The 25,430-nt window shown below is 61.0% G+C and carries 25 protein-coding genes; 12 read left to right on the top strand and 13 right to left on the bottom strand.

All coding sequences use genetic code 11. The features are described 5' to 3' along the window. Window positions 1-39: 39 nt before the first annotated feature. The 3 genes from soxB to soxY form a co-directional block, all read right to left on the bottom strand. Window positions 40-1,737, bottom strand: coding sequence for a thiosulfohydrolase SoxB (gene soxB, locus ACP7AL_RS17740; protein ID WP_425993302.1), 1,698 nt, complete (start codon window positions 1,735-1,737; stop codon window positions 40-42). Between the two features lie 109 nt (window positions 1,738-1,846). After that, the gene (soxZ, locus tag ACP7AL_RS17735; RefSeq protein WP_425993301.1) at window positions 1,847-2,176 is read right to left on the bottom strand and encodes a thiosulfate oxidation carrier complex protein SoxZ; all 330 of its coding nucleotides are present in this window, start codon (window positions 2,174-2,176) and stop codon (window positions 1,847-1,849) included. 39 nt (window positions 2,177-2,215) lie between these two features. Then, window positions 2,216-2,680, bottom strand: coding sequence for a thiosulfate oxidation carrier protein SoxY (gene soxY, locus ACP7AL_RS17730; protein ID WP_006019587.1), 465 nt, complete (start codon window positions 2,678-2,680; stop codon window positions 2,216-2,218). Between the two features lie 222 nt (window positions 2,681-2,902). Between soxY and soxA the strand changes: the two genes are divergently transcribed. From soxA to ACP7AL_RS17710, 4 genes are all read left to right on the top strand, one after another. Beyond that, window positions 2,903-3,727, top strand: a complete 825-nt coding sequence (soxA, locus tag ACP7AL_RS17725; protein ID WP_006019586.1) for a sulfur oxidation c-type cytochrome SoxA — start codon at window positions 2,903-2,905, stop codon at window positions 3,725-3,727. A 14-nt stretch (window positions 3,728-3,741) separates the two neighbouring features. Further along, entirely contained in the window at window positions 3,742-4,386 is a 645-nt protein-coding gene (gene soxX / locus ACP7AL_RS17720) for a sulfur oxidation c-type cytochrome SoxX (protein WP_425993300.1), read from the top strand. Between the two features lie 30 nt (window positions 4,387-4,416). Further along, the gene (locus ACP7AL_RS17715; RefSeq protein WP_425993299.1) at window positions 4,417-4,914 is read left to right on the top strand and encodes a GlcG/HbpS family heme-binding protein; all 498 of its coding nucleotides are present in this window, start codon (window positions 4,417-4,419) and stop codon (window positions 4,912-4,914) included. Between the two features lie 749 nt (window positions 4,915-5,663). Then, entirely contained in the window at window positions 5,664-5,810 is a 147-nt protein-coding gene (locus ACP7AL_RS17710; RefSeq protein WP_425993298.1) for a hypothetical protein, read from the top strand. A 23-nt stretch (window positions 5,811-5,833) separates the two neighbouring features. Here the strand turns inward: ACP7AL_RS17710 and ACP7AL_RS17705 are convergent, their stop codons facing one another. Then, entirely contained in the window at window positions 5,834-6,421 is a 588-nt protein-coding gene (locus tag ACP7AL_RS17705; protein ID WP_425993297.1) for a SoxW family protein, read from the bottom strand. 20 nt (window positions 6,422-6,441) lie between these two features. Then, window positions 6,442-7,185, bottom strand: a complete 744-nt coding sequence (locus ACP7AL_RS17700; protein WP_425993296.1) for a cytochrome c biogenesis CcdA family protein — start codon at window positions 7,183-7,185, stop codon at window positions 6,442-6,444. On the opposite strand from ACP7AL_RS17700, the gene ACP7AL_RS17695 reads away from it, so the two are divergent. From ACP7AL_RS17695 to ACP7AL_RS17685, 3 genes are all read left to right on the top strand, one after another. Beyond that, window positions 7,172-7,627, top strand: coding sequence for a thioredoxin fold domain-containing protein (locus ACP7AL_RS17695; protein WP_425993295.1), 456 nt, complete (start codon window positions 7,172-7,174; stop codon window positions 7,625-7,627). The two genes, ACP7AL_RS17700 and ACP7AL_RS17695, sit on opposite strands and share 14 nt — an antisense overlap. 23 nt (window positions 7,628-7,650) lie before the next feature. Next, complete coding sequence (locus tag ACP7AL_RS17690) at window positions 7,651-8,028, top strand: ArsR/SmtB family transcription factor (RefSeq protein WP_006019580.1); 378 nt, start codon at window positions 7,651-7,653, stop codon at window positions 8,026-8,028. 72 nt (window positions 8,029-8,100) lie between these two features. Continuing rightward, window positions 8,101-9,210 (top strand): YeeE/YedE family protein, encoded by a 1,110-nt coding sequence (locus tag ACP7AL_RS17685; RefSeq protein ID WP_425993294.1) that lies wholly within the window; start codon window positions 8,101-8,103, stop codon window positions 9,208-9,210. 2 nt (window positions 9,211-9,212) lie between these two features. On the opposite strand, the gene ACP7AL_RS17680 is transcribed toward ACP7AL_RS17685, so the two are convergent. Together ACP7AL_RS17680 and ACP7AL_RS17675 are read right to left on the bottom strand one after the other, a co-directional pair. Then, window positions 9,213-9,677 carry a hypothetical protein gene (locus ACP7AL_RS17680; protein WP_425993293.1) on the bottom strand — a complete coding sequence of 155 codons (465 nt, stop codon included), beginning with the start codon at window positions 9,675-9,677 and terminating at the stop codon, window positions 9,213-9,215. A 93-nt stretch (window positions 9,678-9,770) separates the two neighbouring features. Further along, window positions 9,771-10,820, bottom strand: a complete 1,050-nt coding sequence (locus tag ACP7AL_RS17675; RefSeq protein WP_425993292.1) for a YeeE/YedE family protein — start codon at window positions 10,818-10,820, stop codon at window positions 9,771-9,773. A 327-nt stretch (window positions 10,821-11,147) separates the two neighbouring features. Here ACP7AL_RS17675 and ACP7AL_RS17670 point away from each other — a divergent pair, with 327 nt between their 5' ends. Then, window positions 11,148-13,982, top strand: a complete 2,835-nt coding sequence (locus ACP7AL_RS17670) for a bifunctional transaldolase/phosoglucose isomerase (protein WP_425993291.1) — start codon at window positions 11,148-11,150, stop codon at window positions 13,980-13,982. A gap of 15 nt (window positions 13,983-13,997) precedes the next feature. Here the strand turns inward: ACP7AL_RS17670 and ACP7AL_RS17665 are convergent, their stop codons facing one another. Further along, window positions 13,998-14,888, bottom strand: coding sequence for an NAD(P)-dependent oxidoreductase (locus tag ACP7AL_RS17665; protein WP_425993290.1), 891 nt, complete (start codon window positions 14,886-14,888; stop codon window positions 13,998-14,000). 83 nt (window positions 14,889-14,971) lie between these two features. Next, entirely contained in the window at window positions 14,972-16,402 is a 1,431-nt protein-coding gene (locus ACP7AL_RS17660; RefSeq protein ID WP_006019574.1) for an aldehyde dehydrogenase family protein, read from the bottom strand. A gap of 440 nt (window positions 16,403-16,842) precedes the next feature. Between ACP7AL_RS17660 and ACP7AL_RS17655 the strand changes: the two genes are divergently transcribed. The 3 genes from ACP7AL_RS17655 to ACP7AL_RS17645 are packed head-to-tail and all read left to right on the top strand — an operon-like array spanning window position 16,843 to window position 19,888. Continuing rightward, entirely contained in the window at window positions 16,843-17,901 is a 1,059-nt protein-coding gene (locus ACP7AL_RS17655; RefSeq protein WP_425993289.1) for an acyl-CoA dehydrogenase family protein, read from the top strand. Window positions 17,902-17,915: 14 nt separating this feature from the next. Beyond that, complete coding sequence (locus ACP7AL_RS17650; RefSeq protein ID WP_425993288.1) at window positions 17,916-19,076, top strand: acyl-CoA dehydrogenase family protein; 1,161 nt, start codon at window positions 17,916-17,918, stop codon at window positions 19,074-19,076. Between the two features lie 26 nt (window positions 19,077-19,102). Beyond that, window positions 19,103-19,888 carry an enoyl-CoA hydratase/isomerase family protein gene (locus tag ACP7AL_RS17645; protein WP_425993287.1) on the top strand — a complete coding sequence of 262 codons (786 nt, stop codon included), beginning with the start codon at window positions 19,103-19,105 and terminating at the stop codon, window positions 19,886-19,888. Here ACP7AL_RS17645 and ACP7AL_RS17640 read toward each other — a convergent pair whose 3' ends face one another. The 4 genes from ACP7AL_RS17640 to ACP7AL_RS17625 form a co-directional block, all read right to left on the bottom strand. Then, window positions 19,889-21,247, bottom strand: a complete 1,359-nt coding sequence (locus tag ACP7AL_RS17640; RefSeq protein WP_425993286.1) for a carbohydrate porin — start codon at window positions 21,245-21,247, stop codon at window positions 19,889-19,891. Between the two features lie 12 nt (window positions 21,248-21,259). Further along, entirely contained in the window at window positions 21,260-22,279 is a 1,020-nt protein-coding gene (locus ACP7AL_RS17635; RefSeq protein ID WP_425993588.1) for a CorA family divalent cation transporter, read from the bottom strand. A gap of 127 nt (window positions 22,280-22,406) precedes the next feature. Further along, the gene (locus ACP7AL_RS17630) at window positions 22,407-23,180 is read right to left on the bottom strand and encodes an acetoacetate decarboxylase (protein WP_425993285.1); all 774 of its coding nucleotides are present in this window, start codon (window positions 23,178-23,180) and stop codon (window positions 22,407-22,409) included. Window positions 23,181-23,194: 14 nt separating this feature from the next. Then, window positions 23,195-23,977: a 3-hydroxybutyrate dehydrogenase gene (locus tag ACP7AL_RS17625; RefSeq protein WP_425993284.1), complete on the bottom strand. Its 783-nt coding sequence runs from the start codon at window positions 23,975-23,977 to the stop codon at window positions 23,195-23,197. 279 nt (window positions 23,978-24,256) lie between these two features. On the opposite strand from ACP7AL_RS17625, the gene ACP7AL_RS17620 reads away from it, so the two are divergent. Continuing rightward, entirely contained in the window at window positions 24,257-25,417 is a 1,161-nt protein-coding gene (locus ACP7AL_RS17620) for a patatin-like phospholipase family protein (protein WP_425993283.1), read from the top strand. Window positions 25,418-25,430 lie beyond the last annotated feature (13 nt).

Genomic DNA, 25,430 nt, shown 5'->3' with positions numbered 1-25,430 from the left:
GAATATGTTGGGCGTGAGTGTGCATGCGAACTCTCTCGCTTACGCGCCTGAGACTTTGACTGCGGTGTTCGGCTCGACCTTCACGGTGCCGCGCTTGGAAATATGCGCCGACACCACATCCCAGATCGGCGGGCCCTGCGTGCCTTCGTTGACACTGGCCCAGCCCGCGACACTGTAGCTCTTCGCCGCATCGATCGGCTTGCCGGATTTCAGATGGGTGAGATCGGAAATGCGCGAGCCCATCGGCTTCGACACATCGATGGAATAACCCATGCCGCCGATGCGGACCATGTCGCCGCCGCCCTGGAAGTACGGATCGGGATGGAAGATGTTGTCGGCGACGTCTTCAAGGATTTCCTTGAGCTGCGCGCCGGTCATCTGGTTGCGATAGCAATTCGGATAGGTGATGGCCGTGGCGTTGGTGACGTCTTCCCATGTGATCGGGCTGTCCGGAACGAGCGTCCCGCCCCAGCGGAAGCCCGGCGACAGCGCGATCTCGGCGTCGCGCTCAGCAAGCATCGCATCGCAGATCAGATCGTCGAACGTGCCGTTGAAGTTGCCGCGGCGATAGAGCAGCGAATCCGTCTTGCCGATCAACTTCGCCAGATCCTTGGCGAACGGCGCCCTCACCTTTTCCACCAGCGCGCTCATCGCGGCATCCGGCTTGATCGCATCGGTGAACACCGGCATCAGCTTGAAGCGGACGCCCGCGACCTTCCTGTCCTTCACCTCAATGTCGAGGCGCGAGACAAACTTGCCGTGCGAGCCGGTCGCGACCAGCACGGTGTCGCCGACGCGCACGAGACCCGGCATCGCGTCATGGGTATGCGCGGTCAGGATGACATCGAGGCCCTTGACGCGGCCTGCGAGCTTGCGGTCGACGTCGAAGCCGTTATGCGAGAGCAGCACGACGATCTGCGCGCCCTCGGCCCGCGCCTCGTCGACCTGCTTCTGCATGTCCTCTTCGCGGATGCCGAACTCCCATTTCGGGAACATCCAGCGCGGATTGGCCACCGCCGTGCGCGGCAGCGCCTGTCCGATCACGGCGATCTTCGCGCCGCCCTTCTCGAACATCTTGCGCGGCTCGAACACCGGCTCCTGCCATTCGTTGTCGCGGATGTTCTGCGCAAGGAATGCGAACGGCGCCTTCTCAGTGATTTCTTTGACGCGCTCGGCGCCGTAGGTGAATTCCCAGTGACCGACCATGGCGTCGACCTTCAGCGCCGACATCACATCGACCATGTCCTGCGCCTTGGTCTGCAGCGAGGTCCAGCTTCCCTGCCAGGTGTCGCCGCCATCGAGCAGCAGCACCTTGTCCTCGCCGCGTTCGGCGCGCACCGCATTGATGAGGGTCGCAACACGATCCATGCCGCCCATGCGGCCGTAGTTGCGCGCCAGCGATACGAAATCATCCGCGGTGAGCGCGTAAGCATCCGCCGACCCGGCAGCGATGTTGAAATATTTGCGGAACGCCTCGTCGGTGAGATGCGGCGGCAGGCCCTTGTCCGCGCCGACGCCGAGATTGACCGACGGCTCGCGGAAATACAGCGGCATCAGCTGCGCATGATTGTCCGCGACATAGAGGATGGTCACCGTGCCGAGCGGATCGAACTTGAGAATGTCCGCCTGCGTCAGCTTCTGCTGCGCGGCCACGCGCCCGAGCGGACCCAGTCCGCTGCCGATCGTGAGCGCAGACGCAACCGCGCTCGCCTGCAGGAATTCCCGCCTCGATATCATCAGACCACCTACAATAAAGCTGTCATTGCGAGCGAAGCGAAGCAATCCACTCCTGAGAGAGAAGCTGGATTGCTTCGTCGCTCACGCTCCTCGCAATGACGGTCCCGCCTCAGGCGACCGTCAGCTTGTTCTTGGCGGTATATTCCGAACCGTCGTCATCCTTCCAGGTGAAGGTGAACTCGCCGGTCTCGGACGCCTTGTAGAAGAACGACTGGTACGGATTCGCCGAGATCGCCGGATTCCAGTCCGCTTCGAACACCGGCTTGCCGTTGAAGGTCGCGGTGAACTTGTTGAGGATCTTGCGCGGCACGACCTTGCCGGCCGAATCCTTGCGCTGGCCGGATTCCATTTCGTGCGAAATGAGGGTTTTGATTTCGATCAGTTCGCCCGCCTTCGCAGTGGCAGGAACGCGAACGCGCGGTGTGGGTGCATTGGCCATGGAAATGTCCTCGCCTGAATTTTTTCTTGAGTGATTCGATCAGCCGCCGCAGCCGCCGATGGTCACTTTCACATTGGCTTTTGTGGTGTAGAGCGCGCCGTTCGACATCTCGGCGACGCACACGATGTTTTGCGTCTGCGCGAGGCGCATGCGGGTGGAGGCGGATGCCTTGCCGCAGGCCGGCGTGAACTTGTAGGTGACCACGCCCGGCAGCGGATTGCCGTCGGCGAATACATGCACCGCCTTCACGTAATCCGAATCTGTCATCGGGCTTTCGACCTCGACATTGACCGGTACCACGAGACCGTTCTCGGCGATCTCCGGCACATCGAGCTTGATCTTGCCGCTGTCCAGTTTCTTGTCGCCGTACAGTTTCTTGATTTCGGCGGCGACGGCCGCTTCATCCGCGAACACCATCTTCGGCGCGAGCACAGCGGTCAAACCCGCGATCGCTGCGAGCGTCAGCGCGTCACGGCGCGTTGGTTCAGTGAACTTCAAATTCATCAATGATTCCTCCTGCGGGAGTCTTGTGCATCCCTTGACGATAGTATCGCTTGACGATGCCAAGCCTGATCTATCATGATCCGCTCACATCATTATATTCTTTTTCTTGAATGTAAAGATGTTCTAGTGTGGCAATCCGAAAGCAGCATCGGCTTGGTGCATCAGAGCAATCCGGGAACCGACAAGACCGCGCAGACGGTCTGACGGAGGGAGGGACACAGAATGAGACGGACCACGATTCGGTCAGCCATCGCCTTTGCGATTTTGATGTGCGCATCGAGCGCCCCTGCTCTGGCGCAGGACGCCAGCGAAAAGGAAATCGAGCGCTATCGCGCGATGATTTCCGATCCAATGTCCAACCCCGGTTATCTCGCGGTCGATCGCGGCGAAGTGCTTTGGAGCCAGAAGCGCGGCACCAAGGACGTCTCGCTTGAGACCTGCGATCTCGGTCAGGGCCCAGGCAAGCTGGAAGGCGCCTTCGCCAAGATGCCGCGCTACTTCAAGGATGCCGACAAGGTGATGGACCTTGAGCAGCGCCTGCTGTGGTGCATGACCAACATTCAGGGTCTCGACACCAAGGACGTGATCGCCCGCCGCTTCTCCGGCCCGGGCAAGCCCTCCGACATGGAAGACCTCGTCGCCTACATCGCCAACAAGTCGAACGGCATGAAGATCGACATTCCTCTCAGCCATCCGAAAGAGCAGGAAATGGCCGCGGTCGGCGAAGCGCTGTTCTATCGGCGCGGCGGCGTGAACGATTTCTCCTGCTCGACCTGCCATGCGGAGGAAGGCAAGCGCATCCGGCTTCAGGGTCTGCCGGACCTGTCAAAGCCCGGCAAGCTGCCGCAGGAAACCATGGCGAGCTGGCCGACCTATCGCGTGTCGCAGGGCGCGCTGCGCACCATGCAGCACCGGCTGTGGGACTGTTACCGGCAGCAGCGCTGGCCGGTGCCTGAATATGCCTCCGACGCCCTCACCGCGCTGACCGTGTTCCTGCAGAAGCAGGCCGCGGGCGGCGAAATCAACGTCCCGTCGATCAAGCGTTGAGAGAGGAGCGCATCATGACAAAGACAATCAAGATCACCGCGCTGGTTCTCGCCGCTGGTTTTATCGCCCTGCCGTTCTGCGCATCCGCGCAGACCGCGCCCAAGGACGCACCTAAGACCATCGATCCCGCCATCGTCGATGCCTATGTGAAGGCAACCTTTGGCAAGGCGCCGCCGGAATGGCAGGAGCGCATCGTTCCCGACGAGACGCTGAAGACCTGCAACGCCTATCACAACAACGTGCCTTCGGCGGAAGCCGACAAGATCGTGCAGCGTGAGCTTGCCAAGGTCGTCTATCCCGCCGACGGAAAATTCCTCGGCGACTGGAAGGAAGGCCGCAAGGTCGCCAACAACGGCCGGGGCGGGCAGTTCTCCGATCCGCCGGACACGATCGCGGGCGGCAACTGCTACGCCTGCCATCAGTTGGAAAAGTCCGAAGTCTCCTTCGGCACGCTCGGGCCAAGCCTGACCAACTACGGCAAGGACCGCAAATACGCACCGGACGAGATCAAGAACGCCTTCACCAAGATCTACGATTCGCAGGCCGTGCTCGCATGCTCCAACATGCCGCGCTTCGGCGCGAACAAGGTGCTGAGCGAGCAGCAGATCAAGGATCTTGTCGCGCTGCTGTTCGATCCGGAATCGCCGGTCAACAAGTAGGCCGGCTGCAAGGCAGGCGGAGATAACGGGATGAAGACACACACTCTGCTGGCGATGGCGGCTGTCTGCGCCCTCGCCTCGGCTCCGTCGCGCGCGCAGGACGCGACCGTCGCCACCAAGTCGCTCAACCCAGAGATCGCGCTCGACGCGGCGAAGGCGGCGCTCAATGATTGCCGCAAGCGCGGTTATCAGGTGTCGGTTGCGGTGGTCGATCGTTCCGGCACGCCGCAGGTGATGCTGCGCGATCGCTTCGCGGGTGCGCACACGCCGCCGACGGCAACCGGCAAGGCTTGGACCGCGGTCAGCTTCAAGAGCAACACCACCGATCTTGTCGCTGCAACACAGGCGCCCGCGATGCAGGGCCTGCGTCAGCTTCCCAATGTAGTGCTGATTGGCGGCGGCGTGGTGATCGAAGCCGGCGGCACGATGCTCGGCGGCATTGGCGTCTCCGGCGCACCGGGCGGCGATGCCGACGAAGCCTGCGCCAAGGCGGGCATCGCCGCGATCAGCGACAAGCTGGATTTTTAAGGCGACGCACTCACCAAACATTCGATGTCGTCCCCGCGAAAGCGGGGACCCATAACCATCGCACGCCGTGGTGATGCAGGGACACAATCAAGCAGAGCGATACAGCTGTTGTTTCTGTCATTCCGGGGCGCGCCTCTTCGCACGAACCCGGAATCCATTTCTCCAACACCGCGATGGATTCCGGGCTCGCGCAACGCGCGCCCCGGAATGACGGCGGATAGTATCGCGCAGATGGCTGCAACATTTCGTGATGGGGATACGCGTCCCCGTGTTCTGAAGCGCGCTTAAGTTCGCCATGTCCTGGTCGTGAGGGGCGCTTCTCGAGGGCGCTTTTGAAGCGGAGCAGGATGCGGCGCCTGCGCGTGTGTCTCGCAAACACAACGTCCGGGAGGCTGGGGTCACCGTCCGGGCCAACTATGTGGCTCTGCCGTTCGCCGGCTGGACGCGGAGCGGACGAAGGCGGCGAAAGCCGTCCGGATCAGGGGTCGAGTAACCTCCCCCGTCCGCACCCGGAAGTACGGTCCCCTCGCCCAAAATCGCCGCAATGGAGCGCCGCAAGGCGATGCGCTTCCGGAAGACCATCGCCTCGCACGCGATGCCGGAAGCGAGACGATACAAAGGTGCGCCTCGCGGCGCTCCATGCCCCTCGTTGTCCGGGGCAACTAAGATCAACTCGCGCGATCAGGCGCGGGAGCGATGACGCTTGGCTGTTTAGAAGTGGCTGTTTGAAAATTGAATCGGAATGCGATGTGACGTACGCAAGTGCAACACCTACGATTGTCATCACCGGGCTTGACCCAGTGATCCACGCCTTGCTTGCCAACCTTGAGATAGTCGTGGATGGCCGGGTCAAGCCCGGCCATGACGAATTGAGAATGGTGCGGGATGTCCGCTGAACATCGAGTGCGATGGAAAAAAGTCACGCCTGCCGCTTGAGCCATTCCGGAAATGGCGCGGACTCGTAGCCCTTCTCGCGTACGTAACGGAACATCGAGAGAAACTCCGTCGGCTCCAGCAACCCCGGCATGCGTGCGACTTCCCGCGCCTGGCCGCTCCGTGCGGCAAGCCCGTCAACCTTCTCGGGAAAAAACTGGATGGTCGGCGTGAAGCGGATGCCGTAGGCCTCGCCGAACGCCTTCTCGCTGCGTTTGCGGCCGTCGAAGTCAGTCACTTCGCGCGCGCCGATATGATTGAGATGAAGGATTTCGAAATTGTCGCGGACGTAACCCTCGATCTTCGGGTCCATCATATGCACCTCATGCATCCGCTTGCAGGCCGGGCAGCCCTTGAGGCCCCACATGATCGCAAAGCGTTTGCCCTTCGCCGTCGCGCCGGTGAGATCTTCGGACACGTCGAGGAAGCTTTCGAGATACCAGTCCATATGATAGATGCCATCGTCACCGAGCGTCGCCTTTGCGAAGGCTGGCGCGGCGCGCAGGCTCAAGGCACCGATGCCAAGCGCGGCGATGGCGTGCCGCCGGGTGAGATGAGTCTTGTTATTGGGCAAGTAAGCCTCCCTCTGCCGCGTCAACCGACCGATCCAAACACCGGAAATGTTTCCAGCAGCCAGCCGGCGATGCGCGGCATGCCGCCAGTCAAAAACAGCACGCCGGTCAGCACAAGAGCGCCGCCGATCACCTTTTCGATAGTCTCCATGTGGCCGCGCAGCCGCGCCATCATCCGCATGAACGGCCCCGAGAACAGCGATGCCAGCATGAACGGAATGCCGATCCCGAGCGCGTAGGCCCCGAGCAACAATGCGCCACGCGCCGCCGATCCCTCGACACCGGCGACCACGAGGATCGCAGCCAGTACCGGCCCGACACATGGGGTCCAGCCGAACGCGAAAGCAAGACCGACGATATAAGCCCCGAAAAATCCCGCCGGCTTCGACACGGTCTGAAACCGTGCTTCGCGAAACAGAAGTCCGATCCTGAACAGCCCGAGGAAATGCAGACCGAGAATGATGATGATGACGCCTGCGACGATCGCGAGCGTGTCGAAATACGCGGTGATGGTCCTGCCGAGCGCCGAGGCCGATGCGCCGAGCGCAACGAACACCGTGGCGAAGCCGAGCACAAAGGCGAAGGACAGCGCCACCACGCGCCAGTCGGGCCGCCAGCCCCGCGCCTTGTCCTCGTGCGTCAGGTCATCGAGGCTGATGCCCGCCAGAAAACACAGATACGGCGGCACCAGCGGCAAAACGCACGGCGAGAGGAACGACAGCACCCCCGCCCCCAGCGCCCCGGCAATAGAAATGGAAGAAACCACGGATTTCCCGGCTCTGGCAGATACATGCGAATTCGTGTATATGTATCACATGCTCGGACAAACGCTCGCAAAAACCGTCGCCGCCGCTGCACTTTCGACAACGGTGCTGTGGTGTGGCATGGCGCAGGCCGCCGAACTCGTGATGTTCGAGCAGGCTGGCTGCGTCTATTGCCAGCGCTGGGAACGCGATGTCGGCTCGCTCTATGAAAAGACTGACGAAGCCAAAGCGCTTCCGCTCCGCCGCGTCGATATCCAGCAACAGAAGATGAGCGGCATCGCCCTCGCCTCGCCGGTCCGCTTCACGCCGACCTTCATCGTGGTGGACAACGGCCGCGAAATCGGCCGCATCACCGGCTACAGCAATGACAATGCGTTCTGGGGATTGCTCGACGCGCTTGCGGCGAAGCTGCAGACCGCGGCGCGCGAACTGAACCGAATCTGATCCACCGCTTGAAAGCCACGCCTATGACATCGATCCTTTCATCCGAACTGGAAACCGAGCTTCGCGACGGCGCGGAATATTCGCCCGAACTCGACCAGTTGATGCGCAAGGCGCGCAAGGCCAGCAACTTTCTTAAAGCTTTGTCGCATGAGAACCGGCTGCTGCTGCTCTGTCTGCTGGCCGAACGCGAACGGTCGGTCACCGAGCTTGAGAACATTCTCTCGCTGCGCCAATCGGCAGTCTCGCAGCAACTCGCGCGGCTGCGTTACGACGGCATGGTCGATACCCGGCGCGACGGCAAGACGATCTACTACAGCCTCGCCAACGAGGACGTCCGCCGGGTGATCTCGGTGGTCTACGATATTTTCTGTGCGCCGGTGGAGGCCGCAGACAAGAAATAGACCTGCCGCAATGGCAGGCGGACGCGACATGGCCCGCAAGGCTTCACGTCGCGCCGGTCCGGGAGAAACGCCATGCAGAACATGTCTGCCTGGATGCAAGCACTCGGCGGTTTCGCCATCGGCGTCATCGCGGGCTTCGCCGTGCGCCATGCGCGGCTGTGCACATTCGGTGCGATCGAAGATGCGCTGATGGGCGGTGACAGCCGGCGGCTGCGCATTTTCGGGCTGGCGCTTGGCATCGCCATTCTCGGCACCCAGGCGCTTGTTCTTGGGGGCGTGCTCGATCCTGCCCTTGTGACCTACACGCCCGCGGCCTTGCCGCTGGTCGCAATCCTGATCGGCAGCGTGATGTTCGGCATCGGCATGGCGATGGTCGGCACCTGCGGCTTCGGCTCGCTGGTGCGGCTCGGCACCGGCGATCTGCGCAGCCTTGTTGTGGTGCTGATCCTGGGTGCTGCGGCCTACGCCACGCTGCGCGGAATCCTTGCCGGCTTCCGCATCGAGTTTCTGGAATCGCTGTCGCTGCCGATGCCTGATGGCGCACGCGCCGACTTTGCATCGCTGTCGTCGCAGGTTCTCGGGATCGATATCAGCGCAGGTCTCGCCGTGATCGCAGGAACTGCCCTGTGCTGGCTCGCGCTGCGCGATCCTCGGCTGCGCCGCGCGCCGCGGCTTCTGTCCGCGGGAATCGTACTCGGCTTGTTGATTATCGCCGGGTGGATTGTCACGACATGTGTGGTGGATGAATTCGCAGGTCCGGCGAAGCCGCAGAGCCTGACGTTCGTCTCCACCGTGGGCAAGGCGCTTTACGCCGGCTTGCAGAGCGTCACGAACTTCGCCGATTTCGGTGTTGGAAGCGTGTTCGGCGTCGTCGCCGGATCTTGGTTCGCCGCATGGCGTTCAGCCGAACTGCGCTGGGAAGCATTCGACGACGATCACGAAATGCGCCGTCATCTCGGTGGCGGTGTGCTGATGGGCGTCGGCGGCATTCTTGCCGGCGGCTGCACCATCGGTCAGGGCCTGACGGCAGGATCGATGCTCGCGCTGTCCGCGCCGCTTGCCATTGGTGGCATGATTGTCGGTGCGCGGCTTGGCATCGCCATTCTGGTCGACGGCTCGCCCCGCCACATCATTCAGCGCCGCTGGGCCAGCCTGCTCGGGAAAAGCGATCCGGCGGAATAAGATCAGGGACGAATGACGGTGTAGCCGCCCTCGCTCAGGGTCAGCAATTGCCCGACGCCGACCTTCACTTCAATCGCATGCGGATTGATTTTCGGGCGCTGTCCGGTCTCGTGCTCGATGGTATCGAGCGTGTTGCCGCAGACATCGAAACGAACGCCCTGCGTGACGAGGCTATCGACCAGCGAGCGGTTCTCGCTTTCCGCGCGAAGCAGATCGATACCGGGGCCGAACGCGACGACCTCAATGGCGATCTTGTCCTGCCCGTAGGCCTTTTGAAGGTTGCTGGCCACACTCAGCACCAGCCGCTGCTTCTTCTGATCGGAATCGGAAATCTGCAGCGCGATGAAGTGTTCGGCGAACGGCTTGTCTTCGGGAGGTTTTGCCTTCGTCTGCGCACTGGCTGGATGCGAGATGGCCGAAGCCAGCGCGGCACATGCAGCGGAGTAGATCAGTTTGCGGCGATTCATGACGAGCCTCGTGCGACAACGCACCGGAGAATGCCGGAGCGATGCCGGGAGAACAAGCTGTTCGCCGTGAACGTTCCGGTGAACGCGCGTTCGTTAGCGCGTAGCAAGGGCCGGAATGACGACCGCACCGCGAATGCCGAGCGCAGCGCCCGACACGATTCCCGCAACCGCGATAAACGACGGCATGCCGAGCGTCGACAGGCCGGTCAGACCCTGGCCGATCGAGCAGCCGTAAGCCATCGCACCGCCGATGCCCATCAACGCTGCGCCGGAAATCGAACGCACCATGTGGCTCGGAGAGGTATAGCCCTCAAGCTTGAAGCGCCCTGTCAGAACTGCCGTCAGGACGCTGCCGGAGAGCACGCCAACCACCAGCGCGACGCCGAAGCTCAGCGTCAGGCCGGTCGACAGCATCGTGTACTGCAAGGTGTCGGCAATCGGCGAGACGAACGAGAGCGACGTCACCGGAATTGGATTGAAGTCATCGGCACCAAGCCAGCCGGTCGCGAGCCATCCGGCGGTGACCAGAAGACCCACCGCAAGACCGGCGGCGATCTGGCCATAAGCACGGCGGAACTGGCGGTCGGAAAATGCGAAGATCAGCAGCCCGCCGACCACAATCAGTGTCACGGCGATGCGGGCCACAAATTCATCAATGCCAACGGTGGCAAGCAGCGCCGGCGCCGAAACGGCGGCCGGCGTAATCTGGGTGGCCTGGAGAAAGGCGAGACGCGCAGGCGCGATCAGCCCCTTCAGGGTCATCTGCGCGGCAATGCCGATGATAGCAATCACAACCAGCGAACGGAGATTGCCCTTGCCGAGGAGCACGAGCGCACGCGAAGCGCAACCGTTGGACAGAACCATGCCGAAGCCGAACAGCAGGCCGCCCGCGAAAATCAGCGGTGCGGAGAATGACGGCTGCAGATAGATCGACTTTGCGATATCGACGAGGCCTACGCCTGCGACGAGCTGGGTTCCAAGGATCGCAATAGCCAGCGCCAGCGCGTAGCTGCGGACCTTGCGGCCATCGTTCGCGGTCCACCAGTCGCGAAGGCTGCTCATCAGGCAGAACCCGCTGAGAAGGCCGACGACGCCGAACGCGAGGCCAATCGCAAAACCAGCGGAGACCGGGATACCGGGCATGATGGAACTTCCTTGACCACAAGGGTGACGTTTGTAGAATAAATATCTATTCGCACCCCTCGAAATGGTCCATATCGCTGAAAAACTAAGGATATTGTTGCCCTAACGACAGAAAGTTGAGAGATTCCTTCCCCTCCTGGAAGCGGCAGGCGGAAATTCTTCTCCGGCGGCTGGGTAAGTAATCGGGCCGTCAGCGGCACTCTCTATGATACCGCCGCACAAGCGGTCTATTCTCGACGAATGAAACCTTCGGCACGCGAGATTCTTTGACAACAGCAAGCCTTGCAGCCGACAACATCCTCCCCTCCGCCAATTCCCAGAGACGGTATGAACCCAGTTAAAGCTCTCACGACCCATGGCCAGGCGATCTGGCTCGATTTCCTCGCACGCGGTTTCATCGCCAACGGCGAACTCAAGACGCTGGTCGACAGCGACGGAGTGCGCGGTGTCACGTCCAATCCCTCGATCTTCGAGAAAGCGATCGGCGGCAGCAATGAATATGACGAGGCGGTTTCCGCCCTCCTGAGCGAGCGCGACCGTTCGGCGAGTGATCTCTACGAAACGCTCGCAGTGGAAGACATCCAGCGCGCGGCGGATGCTCTGTATTCGGTCTATGACGACCTGAAAGGCGCGGACGGCTACGTCAGTCTCGAAGTCTCGCCATATCTCGCGCGCGATACCGAAGGCACCATCGCCGAGGCGCAGCGGCTCTGGACCAGCGTCGGCCGCGAAAATCTGATGGTGAAGGTGCCAGGCACCCCGGAGGGCGTCCCGGCGATCCGCGCGCTGATCTCGCAAGGCATCAGCATCAACGTCACGCTGCTGTTCTCGCAGAAAATGTACGCGGAAGTTCTCGAAGCCTATATCTCCGGCCTGGAGGAATTCGTCGCTGGCGGCGGCGATCCCAGGCGCATCGCCAGCGTGGCCAGCTTCTTCGTCAGCCGCATCGACACCGCCGTCGACAATCAACTCGATGGCAAGATCGCCGCAGCGAGCGGGGATGAAAAGGCCCGGCTCGAAGCGCTCAAGGGCAAGGTTGCCATCGCCAACGCCAAGCTGGCGTATCAGCACTACCTGAAAGTGATCGGTAGCGATCGCTGGAAGAAGCTTGCGGCGAAAGGCGCGCAAGTTCAGCGCCTGCTCTGGGCCTCGACCGGCACCAAGAACAAGGCTTACAGCGACGTACTGTATGTCGAGGAACTGATTGGACGCGATACGGTGAACACCGTGCCGCCCGCGACCCTCGATGCCTTCCGCGATCACGGCAAGCCGCGCAACAGCCTTGAGCAGAACATTTCTGACGCCGAGCGTGTTCTGGCAGACCTTGCGAAAAGCGGCATTTCGCTTGATGCCATTACCGACACACTTGTCGACGATGGCGTGCAGTTGTTCGCCGAAGCCTTCGACAAGCTGCTGGGTGCCGTCGCGCAGAAGCGGACGGCAATCCTCGCTTCGCGTATCGACGCGCAGACCATCAAGTTGCCGGCAGAGATCGAGAAGGACGCCAGGGCACTGTCGGAACGCTGGCGTGCAAACGGCACCATTCGCGCGCTGTGGCAGCGCGATGCCAGGGTTTGGACCGGTGGTGACGAAGCCAAATGGCTCGGCTGGCTCGATGTCGTCGCGCGCGAGCAGAACGAAGTCGAACGCTATGTCGCATTCTCCGGCTGGGTAAAGAGCAAGAATTTCACCGACATCGTCGTCCTCGGCATGGGCGGCTCGAGTCTCGGGCCGGAAGTGCTTGCCGAAGCTTATGGCCAGATCGACGGCTTTCCGAAGCTGCGCATTCTGGACTCGACGGACCCTGCACAGGTTCGCCGAACCGAAGCCGCGATCAATCTCGACAAGACGCTGTTCATCGTCTCGAGCAAATCCGGCGGCACCACAGAGCCCAACGCGCTGATGGAGTATTTCTTTGTTCGCGCCAGTGCAAAGGCCGCAGAGCGTTTTGTCGCGGTGACCGATCCCGGTTCATCGCTTGAAAAGGTGGCGACCGCGCGCGGCTTTGTGCAGATCTTCCACGGCGAGCCGACAATCGGCGGCCGTTATTCAGTGCTCTCGCCGTTCGGGCTTGTTCCGGCGGCTGCGGCTGGAATCGATGTTTCTGAGCTTCTCGGTCTCGCGAGCGCGATGGTGCGTTCCTGCGGTCCCGACGTGCCACCTGCGGAAAACCCTGGCGTTCAGCTTGGCCTCGCACTCGCCGCTTCCGCCAAGCACGGCCGCGACAAGCTCACGCTCACGGGATCGAAGCGCATTGCGGATTTCGGCGCATGGGCCGAGCAACTGATCGCCGAATCCACCGGCAAGAACGGCAAGGCGCTGATCCCGCTCGAAGGCGAGCCTCTCGGCAAGCCAGAGATTTACGGCAAGGATCGCGTGTTCATCGATCTGCGGCTGAAGGACGACAGCGACAGCGCTCGTGAAACAGCGCTGGCTGCGCTGGAAGCCGCCGGCAATCCCGTCGTCCGCATTACCGTGACGAGCCCCGCGCATATCGGACAGGAATTCTTCCGCTTCGAGATCGCCACCGCAGTGGCCGGGGCGGTGATGGGTGTCAATCCGTTCGACCAGCCGGATGTCGAAGCCGCAAAAGCGAAGACGCGAGAGCTGACGTCCGCATTCGAGACGTCAGGCGCGTTGCCGGCCGAGACGGCTGTCGCAACCGAAGGCGCGATTGCGATCTTTACCGATGCCGCCAATGCAGACGCATTGCGAAAGTCCGGGGCCGATGGCGATCTGGCATCATGGCTCAAGGCCCACCTCGCACGCATCAAGGCGGGTGATTATATCGCCGCCCTCGCCTATCTCGACCGCAACGCCGCCAACATCGCTGCGCTACAGAATATCCGCAAGACGATCCGCGACAGTAAACAGGCCGCAACCTGTGTCGGCTTTGGGCCGCGCTTTCTGCATTCCACCGGACAGGCCTACAAAGGCGGCCCGAACAACGGCATATTTTTGCAGATCACTTCGGATAACGCGGACGATCTGGACGTACCCGGCCAGAAGATCAGCTTCGGTGTCATCGAGGCAGCACAGGCGCGCGGCGATTTCGGTGTGCTGGCGGAACGCGGGCGGCGCGCGCTGCGGCTTCACATCACGGGCGATGTGGCGAAAGGACTCGCAGTCATCGATGCGGCGGTTCAAAGCGCCTTGAAATAAGTATCGGTCTGCGCGTCAGCGGTCCTGAATCGCTGACGCAATGAATCGATAGATGTCGGTGTGGTCGGCATTCTTGTCGAGCGCCGACTTGGCCTTCTCCCAAAACGCGGCGATGGTTTCCGCATTCGAGTTATCCAGCCCGACAAGCTTCGACAGATCGGCGGCGATGCGCAAATCCTTGGCCATCAAGGCCAGGGAGAAGCCTGACGCGAACGTCTCCGAGATCACGAACTGCTTCATCTTGACGTCGGTGGAGTTGTTCTTGCCGGTCGATGCATTGAGGACGTCAATGACCGTGTCCGGTTGCAGGCCGAAGCGTCGGCCGACCAGCAGCGCTTCGCAGGCTGCGACGAGTCCTGCGGCGGAGACGTAGTTGTTCAGCGCCTTCATCGCGTGGCCCGAGCCAAGCGGGCCGGTCGCGAAGACGGATTTCGCCATGGCTTGCAGCACAGGCTTCGCCCGCTCGACAAGCGCAGCATCACCGCCAGCCATGATCGACAGGGTGCCGTCGATGGCGCGCTTGACGCCGCCGGACACCGGCGCATCGATCAGCGCAATCCCGCGTGCGGCAAGATCCTTGCCAAGCGACTGCGTATCGACAGGCACCGATGAACTCATGTCGATGATCAGCGCATTCTTCGCAAGAACATCGGCGACGCCCTGCTCGCCGAGCACAGCCTCGCGCACGATTCGGCTGTCGGGCAGCATGGTAATCAGGATCGACGCATCTTTGGCGGCTTCGCGTCCGCCCGCAAAGACTTCTCCGCCCGCAGCGGCAAGCGCATCGCGCGCAGGCCCTGACGGATCGGCACCACGAACCTTGAAACCGGCAGCGATGCAGCGCTTCGCCATGGGCAGGCCCATCTGACCCAGACCTACAAAGACAACGGTGTCGCGTGTCGCCATGGTGCTTACCGATCCAGGTTGGCCTTAGAATAAAATATGCCGGCGCGAGCGATCCCGCGCCGGCAAAATCATAGCGCACAATCTCAGGCTGCGTTGAAGCCTGCGATCGCCTTGGCTTCGAGATACTCCTCGAGGCCGAACTTGCCCCACTCGCGGCCGTTGCCCGACTGCTTGTAGCCGCCAAATGGCGCGGTGCGCTCATTCGGCACGCCGTTGAGGTTGACGTTGCCGGCGCGAATCTGACGTCCGACCTTGCGCGCGCGCTCGACGGTACCCGCCGAGACATAACCTGCAAGACCATAGGGCGTATCGTTGGCGATCTTCACCGCCTCCGCCTCGTCCTTCGCGCCCATGATCACCAGAACCGGCCCGAAGATTTCCTCGTTGGCAATCGTCATGTCGCTGGTGACATCGGAGAAGATTGTCGGGCGAACGTAGAAGCCCTTGTTCACGCCTTCCGGCAGACCGGGGCCACCGGCGACCAGCGTGGCACCCTCGTCGATGCCCTTCTGGATCAAACCCTGAATCTTGTCCCACTGGATACGGTTGACGACGGGGCCGATCGTGGTGCCCTCGGCGCGCGGGTCGCCCGCCTTGGTCTTGTCCGCGACGGCCTTGGCGATCGCTGCGATCTCCTTGATCTTCGCCTGCGGCACGATCATGCGCGAAGGTGCATTGCAGGACTGGCCGGAGTTGTTGAACATATGCGCCACGCCGCCGGTCACAGCCTTGGTGAAATCGGCGTCGTCGAGAATGATGTTCGGCGACTTGCCGCCCAGTTCCTGGCTGACGCGCTTCACGGTGTTGGCTGCACGCTTGGCGACGTCGATGCCGGCTCGGGTTGAACCCGTGAACGAGATCATGTCGATCCCGGGATGTTCGCTCATGGCAACGCCGACATCCGGGCCGAGGCCGTTGATCAGGTTGAACACACCCTTCGGCACGCCCGCTTCGTGCAGGATTTCAGCGAAGATCAATGCCGACGACGGCGTATATTCTGACGGCTTCAGGATCATGGTGCAGCCGGCTGCGATCGCAGGCGCGACCTTGCAGGCGATCTGGTTGAGCGGCCAGTTCCATGGCGTGATCATGCCGATCACACCGACCGGTTCGCGAACCACGACGGCTGAGCCGATCGGCTCTTCGAACTGATAGTTCTTGAGAACTTCGAGCGTCGAAGCGAGGTGGCCGAGACCGGCGCCGGCCTGCATCTTCTCCGCCATCGGCAGCGGCGCGCCCATTTCGTCGGACACCGCAGCGCCGATGTCCTTCATTCGGGTCTTGTAGACCGCAATAATCTTTTCGAGTAGCGCGACGCGCTCCTCACGGCTGGTCTGCGAGAAGGTCTCGAACGCGCGGCGGGCAGCAGCCACAGCCTTGTCGACGTCCGCTTTCGATCCAACGGCAATTTCATACATCGCTTCTTCCGTCGCCGGATTGACGACGGGAATGGACTTCTTGACGGCGGGATCGACCCAGCTTCCGTCGATATAAAACTGCATACGATTGGTCATGACGTTTCCCTTGTACTGCCGCGTTCTTGCGTAAGGATGGATGGAATCGATCATACGATCGGTGAATTCATCTACCGGCCATCGCCGATATCCCTCAATCGTATCTTTGTTGTGGCAGCAGCGAAAGGGCACATTTCCCGATCACCCGAGATGCGGGGTTGGTGCATGCGGGGCATGCGGATATCGCCATGAAGACCAGCCTGTCCGGCTGTGGCATTTGCGAGAGCCCAATCTGATTTGACACCGTTCGGAGCGAAAGGATACCGTTCCTGACAGTGCTATTTCATTGCTTTCAGCCGCTGGCTGGCACTCCAATCCGACGCTCGTTGCGTTGCAAAAAATCAGTCCCGCCTCGACGGCTGGACCAAAAAAGTGCGGGACTTTGATGACTGACAGTCAATTGAACGGGTCTTCAGAACGGGCAGTAAGGGCATCCTAGCGTGACCGAGAACATCGTTGCGGAAACCGCCGAACGGATCTTTTCCGACCTCGCCGACGCTCAGAATCTCAACAACGCCACAAACGACGGCTGGAAAACACCACTCTGGGCTGCGCTCACCGATGCGGGGTTACCGCTCACATGGGTGCCGGAAGACTGCGATGGCTCGGGAGCCAGTCTCGCAGACGGCTTCAGCGTTGCGAGTTCGGTGGGCCGATTTGCAGTCCCTGTTCCGCTAGTCGAAACAATGCTCGCAGGCTGGCTGCTGTCGCAGGCAGGACTTCCCTCGCCCGCCGGTAAAATGACAGTAGCTCCCGCGCGGCCGCAGGACCGCGTCACGATCAGCGCGGATGGCTCTCTCAGCGGACGGGTTCGCCGTTTGCCGTTTGCGTCGGATGCCGCGCATATCGCAGTGATCGCACAAGACGCAAAGGGGTATTCCATCGCGCTGGTGGAAGCCTCCGCCTGCCGGATCGAGGCCGGCGAGAGTCTCGGCAGCGACGCGTCAAACACCGTGACATTCGATAACGTTAAACCTCTTTCGTCCAGGCCGGCATCACCCGGCACGACGCCTGCGTCACTGATGCTAATGGGCGCGACTGTGCGCAGCCTGCAGATTGCAGGCGCGCTCGAGACCATGCTCGACATGACGGTGCGCTATTCGAACGAACGTGTTGCATTCGAAAAGCAGATCTCGAAATTCCAGGCGGTGCAACACAATCTCGCGCGGCTCGCTGGCGAAGTCGCGGCCGCTGTGGCCGCGGCTGGATCCGCCGCCGACGCTATCGCGAACAGTTCGTCGTTCGATGATGCGGTTTTTCTGGAAGCGGCCTCGGCAAAGATCCGCTGCGCGGAAGCCGCCGAGAAAGGCACGGCCATTGCGCATCAGGTGCATGGCGCTATCGGCTTCTCGATGGAGCACATTCTGCACCGCTACACACTTCGTGCGCTGGGATGGCGCGACGATTTCGGCCATGAAAGTTATTGGGCAACCGAGCTTGGTAAATTCGTTGCCGCGCGGGGCGCGGACGAACTGTGGCCATTGGTCGCCTCGCGCTGACAAAGGAATTGATCATGACCGCAGCGCTTCGTTTTGACCAAATTCGTGTGCCGGAAGAATGCGAAAAACTGCGGCATGAGGTGCGCGCTTTTCTCGCGGAGGAAATCGCCGCCGGTACCTTCAATCCGCATGAGCCGCAGCGCGAAGACACCGACGTTCCGGAATTCAGCCGCCGGGTGGGTGAACGCGGCTGGATCGGCATGACCTGGCCGAAGAAATATGGCGGACACGAGCGCACGTTCCTTGAACGCTATGTCGTCACCGAGGAAATGCGTATCGCCAACGCGCCCACCCGCCGCTTCTTTGTTGCCGATCGCCAGAGCGGCCCGGTGCTGCTCAAATACGCCAACGAGCGGATCAAGATGGACATCGTACCGCGCATCTGCCGCGGCGAAGTCTGTTTCGCCATTGGCATGAGCGAGCCGAACTCCGGCTCCGACCTGTTCGCCGCCAAGACCAAGGCAACCAAAACCGACGGCGGCTGGCTGATCAACGGTACCAAGATCTGGACCACCTCGGCGCATATGGCCGACTACATGCTGGCGATATTCCGCACCTCTCCGCCGACCAAGGAGAACCGGCGCCACGGCCTGACGCAGTTTCTGGTCGACATGAATACGCCCGGCATCACCGTCAACCCGATCGAGCAGATCAGCGGGCTGAAGGAATTCAACGAAGTCGTGTTTCAGGACGCCTTCATGCCGGACGATCATGTCCTCGGCGAAATCGACGGCGCATGGAAGCAGGCGACCAGCGAACTGGCCTATGAACGCAGCGGGCCAGAGCGATTTCTGGAAACATATTACGTGCTGACCGAACTGGTGCGTGCGCTTGGATCGAAACCCGATACGCGCGGTGCAGAAGGCATCGGCCGGCTGGTAGCTCAGCTTCACACCATGCGTTGCATGTCTGTCTCTGTTGCAGGCATGCTCCAGGCTGGCAAAGAGCCGGTCGTGGAAGCATCGATTGTCAAGGACATCGGCACGATCTGGGAACAGCAGCTTCCGCATCGCGTGCGCGATCTGGCAGCCTTTATCGACGCCGACGCCTCCAATCACAGCACGCTTGAAGATCAACTCGCATTCGCCACCAAGATTGCTCCGAAGCTGACCATTCAGGGCGGAACGACAGAAGTGCTGCGCGGGATCATCGCGCGTGGACTTGGGTTGCGCTAAGCCAACAATAGAGAAAGAGGACCTAAATGAGCGGCTTTACCGACATCGGCGTGGAAAAGCACGGACACGTCACGCTGATCGAGATTCGCCGGCCGCCGCTGAATTTCTTCGATCTGTCCCTGATCCGCCAGATCGCCGACGCGCTCGGGCAGATTGACAACGATATGGACGCCCGCGCCGTGGTGCTTGCCTCACAGGGCAAAGCTTTTTGCGCCGGCGCAAACTTCAATCGGCCGGTCGATTTTGACGGCGATGCCGCGTCAGGCGACGGAACCACTGGCGACCTTTACCGCGAAGCCGTCCGCATCTTCAGCAACAAGAAGCCGATCGTTGCTGCAGTTCAGGGCGCAGCTATCGGCGGCGGATTGGGACTTGCGGTATCGGCTGATTTCCGTGTCGCCTGCCCCGAGGCACGCTTCGCTGCAAACTTTACCAAGCTTGGATTCCACCCCGGCTTCGGGCTGACCGTGACGCTGCCTGAGGTGATCGGGAAAAACAACGCGGCCTTGATGTTCTACACCAGCCGCCGCGTGACCGGTGAGGAAGCATTCAAGATGGGCCTCGCTAACATTCTGGTCCCGCAGGATCAGGTGCGTGCCGAGGCATTCAAGCTCGCTCACGAGATTGCCGAAAACTCGCCATTGGGATTGATGTCGACACGTGCGACAATGCGGGCGGGCCTTGCGGATCGAGTCAAGGCACAAACCGATCACGAACTCGCTGAGCAGACCTGGCTGCGCGAAACCGAGGATTTTCAGGAAGGCATCAAGGCGACCGCAGAGCGGCGCGCCGGAAATTTCAAGGGACGATGATCAGTAGTTGAAGGTACTGCGTAGGCCGAACACCGCAGCGTCCTTGATGCGCCTTGTCTGGGTCGGGTCGTTGGGATCGACCACGCCCCCTCCCGGATGAAAGACATACTGGAAAACGGGCTGAACGGTCCAGCCGGTTTGAATCTCCGCCAGGTAAGTCATCTCGAACACAGCTTCAAAATCGCGCACCGGATACGGTGTCCCCGTAAACGTCTGAGCGTCGCGATCGGCTGCGCGCGCCGCATCGGAAATGCGCGCATAGGTCATCGCAACACCGAACTTGTCGTTGGGACGCGCGTCACTGAAGCCTGAGAACTGGAAACCGCCGTCGATGTAAAAGCTGATAAGGTTGCGATCCGACGGACTGATGGATGTCCGGATGAAAAAGCCGACACCCTTGTCAGAACCCGGCGCCGCGCGCGACAGCATCTGCTCGTACACCCCGAAGATCCCTTGATTTCCGCGGCGTTTCAGCGGGACACCCGAGCCCAGAGGATCTGCTTGTAGAAAGCCACCCGTCGCATACCGCATGTCATCAAACTCGCCGAGATGCTTCCAGGCTCCTCCCGTGAGAGTGCCCGGCAGCTTGCTCTCGCCTATCTGAAAACCGTATTTGAGTTGCCCAATCATCCATGCCGGATCATTGACGCGAAACAGCAGTCCGTGCGGATTTGCGATCTGTGGATCAACCAGTCTGTCCGGCGGCGCGGCATCGCCGTCGAAAATCGCGGCATAGGCCGTGATATTGTCGGCCAGTTGCGCCTTAATGCGAACGCCCGGCACGGCCAGCGGTGGTGATGGACCGCCGCTCAGCAGATTGATGCCGGTGATACCTGGCCAGCCAAGCGCCGAGTTGGTGAAAATGTCGTCATACTTGCTGTCAATGAATTCGATGTCGGATGCCTGCTGTCCAACCCGGACCAGCAATGCGCCGCCGAACAGCGATTGCTCAATCCACAATTCATACAACCGCGTCGCGTTGAGCGCTTCGACGCCGCTAACCAGCATGAGATTGCCGACATAGTCGCGCGACAGACCCTGACCGTGAATCTGGAACATGTTGGCGTGGAACTTGGCGCCGGTCCAGCCGACGACTTTTTCGAGATCAATGTCGGTGCCGAGATCGAGACGTCCCGTGTAGATCGAGCCGCGCCGCATGCCGCCCGACGCATTGCCGAACACCTCCGATATATACGTCGCATTGAACTGGATGCCCCAATCGGCCAGAAGCTCGCGTGGGCTCTTCGTTATGGATGTGTCTGGCGCCTTTGCATCCGTCGCCCAGGCACCATGAAGTGAAAGCACACATATGATGCTCGCGGTCGCGACGGTCCGCAGCGTTTTCAACGAATGTTGCACGGCGATATCGAGTTATCTCAGGATGCCGAAGCGCTTCATGATGAAATAGGCGAGCGCGGATGACGAGACGATCAGAACGCTGGCCGTCAGAAATCCGGTCTCCACGTCGGTCAGCGGCAATCCCTTGGTGTTCATGCCGAAAACGCCGGTCACCAGCGTCGGCGGCAGCAGCAGCGCCGTCAGAACCGAAAGCAGATGGATGCTTTTGTTTGTCTGCTCCTCGATCTTGAGGTGCAGCTCTTCCTGAAGCAGCCGGCTCCGCTCGCGCATTTCCACGACCACGTGGTCGAGCGCATCCAATCTCTGCGCGAGCTTGCCTGCGCGCAGCCGCAATGCCGGCTTGAACGCCTCCGGCCCTTGCTGATCAAGGCGGCGGAACATCAGCAGAAGGCCCGACAACTGGCGATGCAGGCGGACACAGGTACGGCGCAGCCGGCCCAGATCCCTGCGAAGATCGGTCGAGTCGTCGGACAGAATCTTCTCCTCGATGCTGTCGAGTTTTGCTCCGACCTCCTCGGCAACGCGCTCCATCGTCTCCGCCACGTATTCGACGATGGTTTCGAGCAGAGCAGCTGCGCTGCTGATGCGCTGCTGGCCGCTTTCGAGAACGCGCCGCGTCGCATCGACGGCACATAGTGCGTGATGACGGCCGCTGACCAGCAACCGTTCGGTCATGACAAAATGAAGGTAGCCGGTTTCTTCGGTGACACGGTCAATGGCGCGCACCAGATCGGAAAAGACGCCATAGATACTCTCTTCAGCAGCGTGGATCTGCTGGAAATTGTCCCGCGACAGCAGCAGCGCCTTGCCTGCCTCCGGAATGTCGAGGTCGGCCGATGCTAGCCATTGATCGGCGCGCAAATCGCCAAGGTTGAAATGCAGCCAGAGCAACCCGTCACCGCGCAGGTCGACCGGCTCATCTACGTTCAGCGGTTCGGCACTTCCATTGGCATGAATCCGGAACGCCCATACCAGACCCGGAATCTGCGCCGCATGCGGTGAATGCTTGGCCGCGATGCCCTCAGCCGTCAACGCTTCTGCTTGCACGATAAGCCCCAACTACCCAAAGCTCACAACACTACCGGAGGCCCCAAAGCGAGCCACCTGGATACCGATCCGATATGACGACAGGTTTGTTACAGGCGCATGTCAGCGCCGGTTACTCCGCCGCCTCCGCCAGATCGTCCGCTTCCTTGTTGTAGTCGTGCACGACGCGGCCATACGGCAGCGTCAGATCGGCCAGAAAATGATGCGCCCCGATCACGCGCCTGACCGGGAAATCGGCCACCGGCGCATTGACGTGCGGGATGAGATGCAGCCGTCCGGGTCCAATCCATGAACCTTTGACATTGATGTCGGTCAGGTTGATCGCAACAAGCTGGCAGACCTCGGCGCGGCCATCGACCCCGGGGATCAGTTTGAGATTGATCTGGGTCTTGGACAGCGTCGCGCGCGTGATTTCGCCGTTGCCGGCCATGGATTCGTGCTTGTAGCCCATGGTGCCCATGGCCACCTGCTGACCGGAATATTCCAGCGTGCCGGTCAGCGTATCCTTCACGACCTCGAGCTTGGGGTGCGCATACTTCTTTGGAAATCCCCAGATCTCGCGCCCCGCTGCGATCGGCGGATCGTCATCGAGATACATCTGCGAGACGAAGTTGACCTCTTCACCGTTCAAACGCGCAGGAATGACCAGGCCTGACTCGGTATAGCTGCCGAAGCCGGAAGAATCCGGCATTTTGATCCACTCATAGTGGACGATTGGAGTGTCAATCGGCTCCAGTGGTTCAGGAAGCCCGGCACGGATCAGATCGGGATCGGTCTCATAGGTGATGACCAGAAACTCGCGATCGATGAAGCGATATGGGCCGGCCGGATAACTCGGACCGGCGGCAGGCATCGAAGGCAATCTGAGAATATCCGCTCTGCGCATGGAAGCATTCCTTTTCAGTGCGCGGTCCAGCCGCCATCAACAGGCAATGTCGTTCCGGTGATCGATTTCGCATTGTCGGTGCAGAGAAATGTCACCAGCGCGGCTAGCTCTTCCACGGTGACGAATTGCTTGGTTGGCTGCGCGGCCAGCAGCACGTCGGAAATAACCTGCTGTTCGGTGATGCCGCGCGCCTTGGCCTGTTCGGGGATTTGCTTTTCGACCAGCGGCGTCATGACGTAGCCGGGGCAAACGGCATTCACGGTAATGCCGTGCTCGGCAACCTCGAGTGCAACCGTCTTGGTAAGGCCGGCAATGCCGTGCTTGGCGGAGACGTAAGCCGACTTGAACGGCGAAGCCACCAGCGCATGTGCAGATGCGATGTTGACGATCCGGCCCCACGACTGCTTCTTCATCGCCGGAACCGCCAGCCGCGTGGTGTGGAAAGCGCTGGATAGATTGATCGCCAGGATGGCGTCCCACTTCTCGACCGGAAAGTCCTCGACTGGCGCGACGTGCTGAATGCCCGCATTGTTAACGATGATGTCGACGCTGCCGAACTCTTCCTCGGCGAACGCGATCATTTCCTCGATTTCCTGAGGGATCGTCATGTTCGCCGGACTGAACAACACCTTGATGTTGTGTTCGCCTGCGATGTCCTGACGGATTGTTTCGATCGCCGCGGGGTCACCGAAGCCGTTGAGCATGATGTTGGCGCCGCTGGCGGCCAGACCGCGTGCGATGCCGAGGCCGATGCCGCTGGTGGAGCCTGTTACGATGGCGGATTTTCCGGACAGCATGCTGTGGCCAATCTGAACTGCCGAAACAAAGGCCCGCGTCGTTACCGGCAGTACGGTTAAAGCGCGGTAGGAATTGCAATGCACAATAGCTAACGGCGGTCCTTGACATCGATGTGAGGAAATTTCTTCAGTCCGGTGACACCCATCTTTGCCCGCTCCGAGCTGCTAACCACGAAGCAGATTCTGCAATCAGACGAGCAGCCTGTCACGACAGCGTCACCGCTTCTCTGAAATCTGCACACCGGACTTTCGAGGCAAGAAAATCAACGGGGCAAAGTCATGGATGCGCGTACGCCGAAATCCGAAACGTTTGGATCTCAACACTGGCGGCCCGATCGCTGCGACCGCGTGGCGCTGGTTCTCCAGGGTGGCGGGGCGCTGGGTGCCTATCAGGCAGGCGTCTATCAGGCCCTGCACGAAAGCGGTATGGAGCCCGACTGGGTTTGCGGCGTTTCGATCGGCGCGATCAATTCTGCCATCATCGCAGGTAACCCGCCGGAGCGGCGGCTCGAACGGCTGCGGACCTTTTGGGACCGCATCACCAGCCGCAAGGTCTGGCACTACACGCCGGACGGCGACATTTACCGCAAGGCCCGCAACCTGACGAGCTCATTCCTGACGACCACCATGGGTCAGCCGGGCTTCTTCAAGCCGCATGACATCAATCCATGGTTCAGCCCGGCCGGTGCCAGAACGGCGACCAGCTATTATGACACCGCGCCGCTGCGCGCGTCGCTGCTGGAACTTGTCGATTTCGATTTGATCAATTCCCGCAAGATGCATTTCGCCGTCGGCGCGGTGAACGTCCTCACCGGCAATTTCTTGTATTTCGACAACAAGAAGGAAGTTATCGAGCCCGAGCATGTCATGGCCAGCGGCGCTCTGCCGCCTGCCCTGCCCATGGTGAAGATCGGCACCGACCATTTCTGGGACGGGGGCATCGTTTCCAATACGCCGCTACAACATCTGCTTGATCAGGAAGACAAGATGAACTCGCTGGTGTTTCAGGTCGACCTGTTCAACGCGCGGGGTGTCCTGCCGCGTGACATCCAGGAGGTGATGGCCCGGCATAAGGACATCATGTATTCGTCACGTACGCGCTACAACACCGACGTCTACAAGCGTATGAACAACCTGAAGACCGACTTCTACAAGGCGCTGCTGAAGGTTCCGGAAGACAAGCTGACCGATCACGAGCGCGCACTGCGCGACCGCTTCGCGGACCTGCCCGAAATCACCATCCTGCAGATGATCTATCAGCAAAAGGCCTATGAGGGCGATTCCAAGGACCACGAGTTCTCCGCCACCTCGATGCGCGAGCACTGGCTGAGCGGCCTTGAGGACACCCGCCGCACGCTGAAGCGGCGGGAATGGCTGGCCATGCCGGAAGCCGGTATGGGCATCGTCGTTCATGACGTGCACCGCGAGAAGGATTACTGAGCCTCTCGGTCCC

The sequence above is a fragment of the Afipia sp. DC4300-2b1 genome, from assembly GCF_049895725.1.
Taxonomy (GTDB): domain Bacteria; phylum Pseudomonadota; class Alphaproteobacteria; order Rhizobiales; family Xanthobacteraceae; genus Afipia; species Afipia broomeae.
This window is presented reverse-complemented; position numbering and strand designations above follow the sequence as displayed.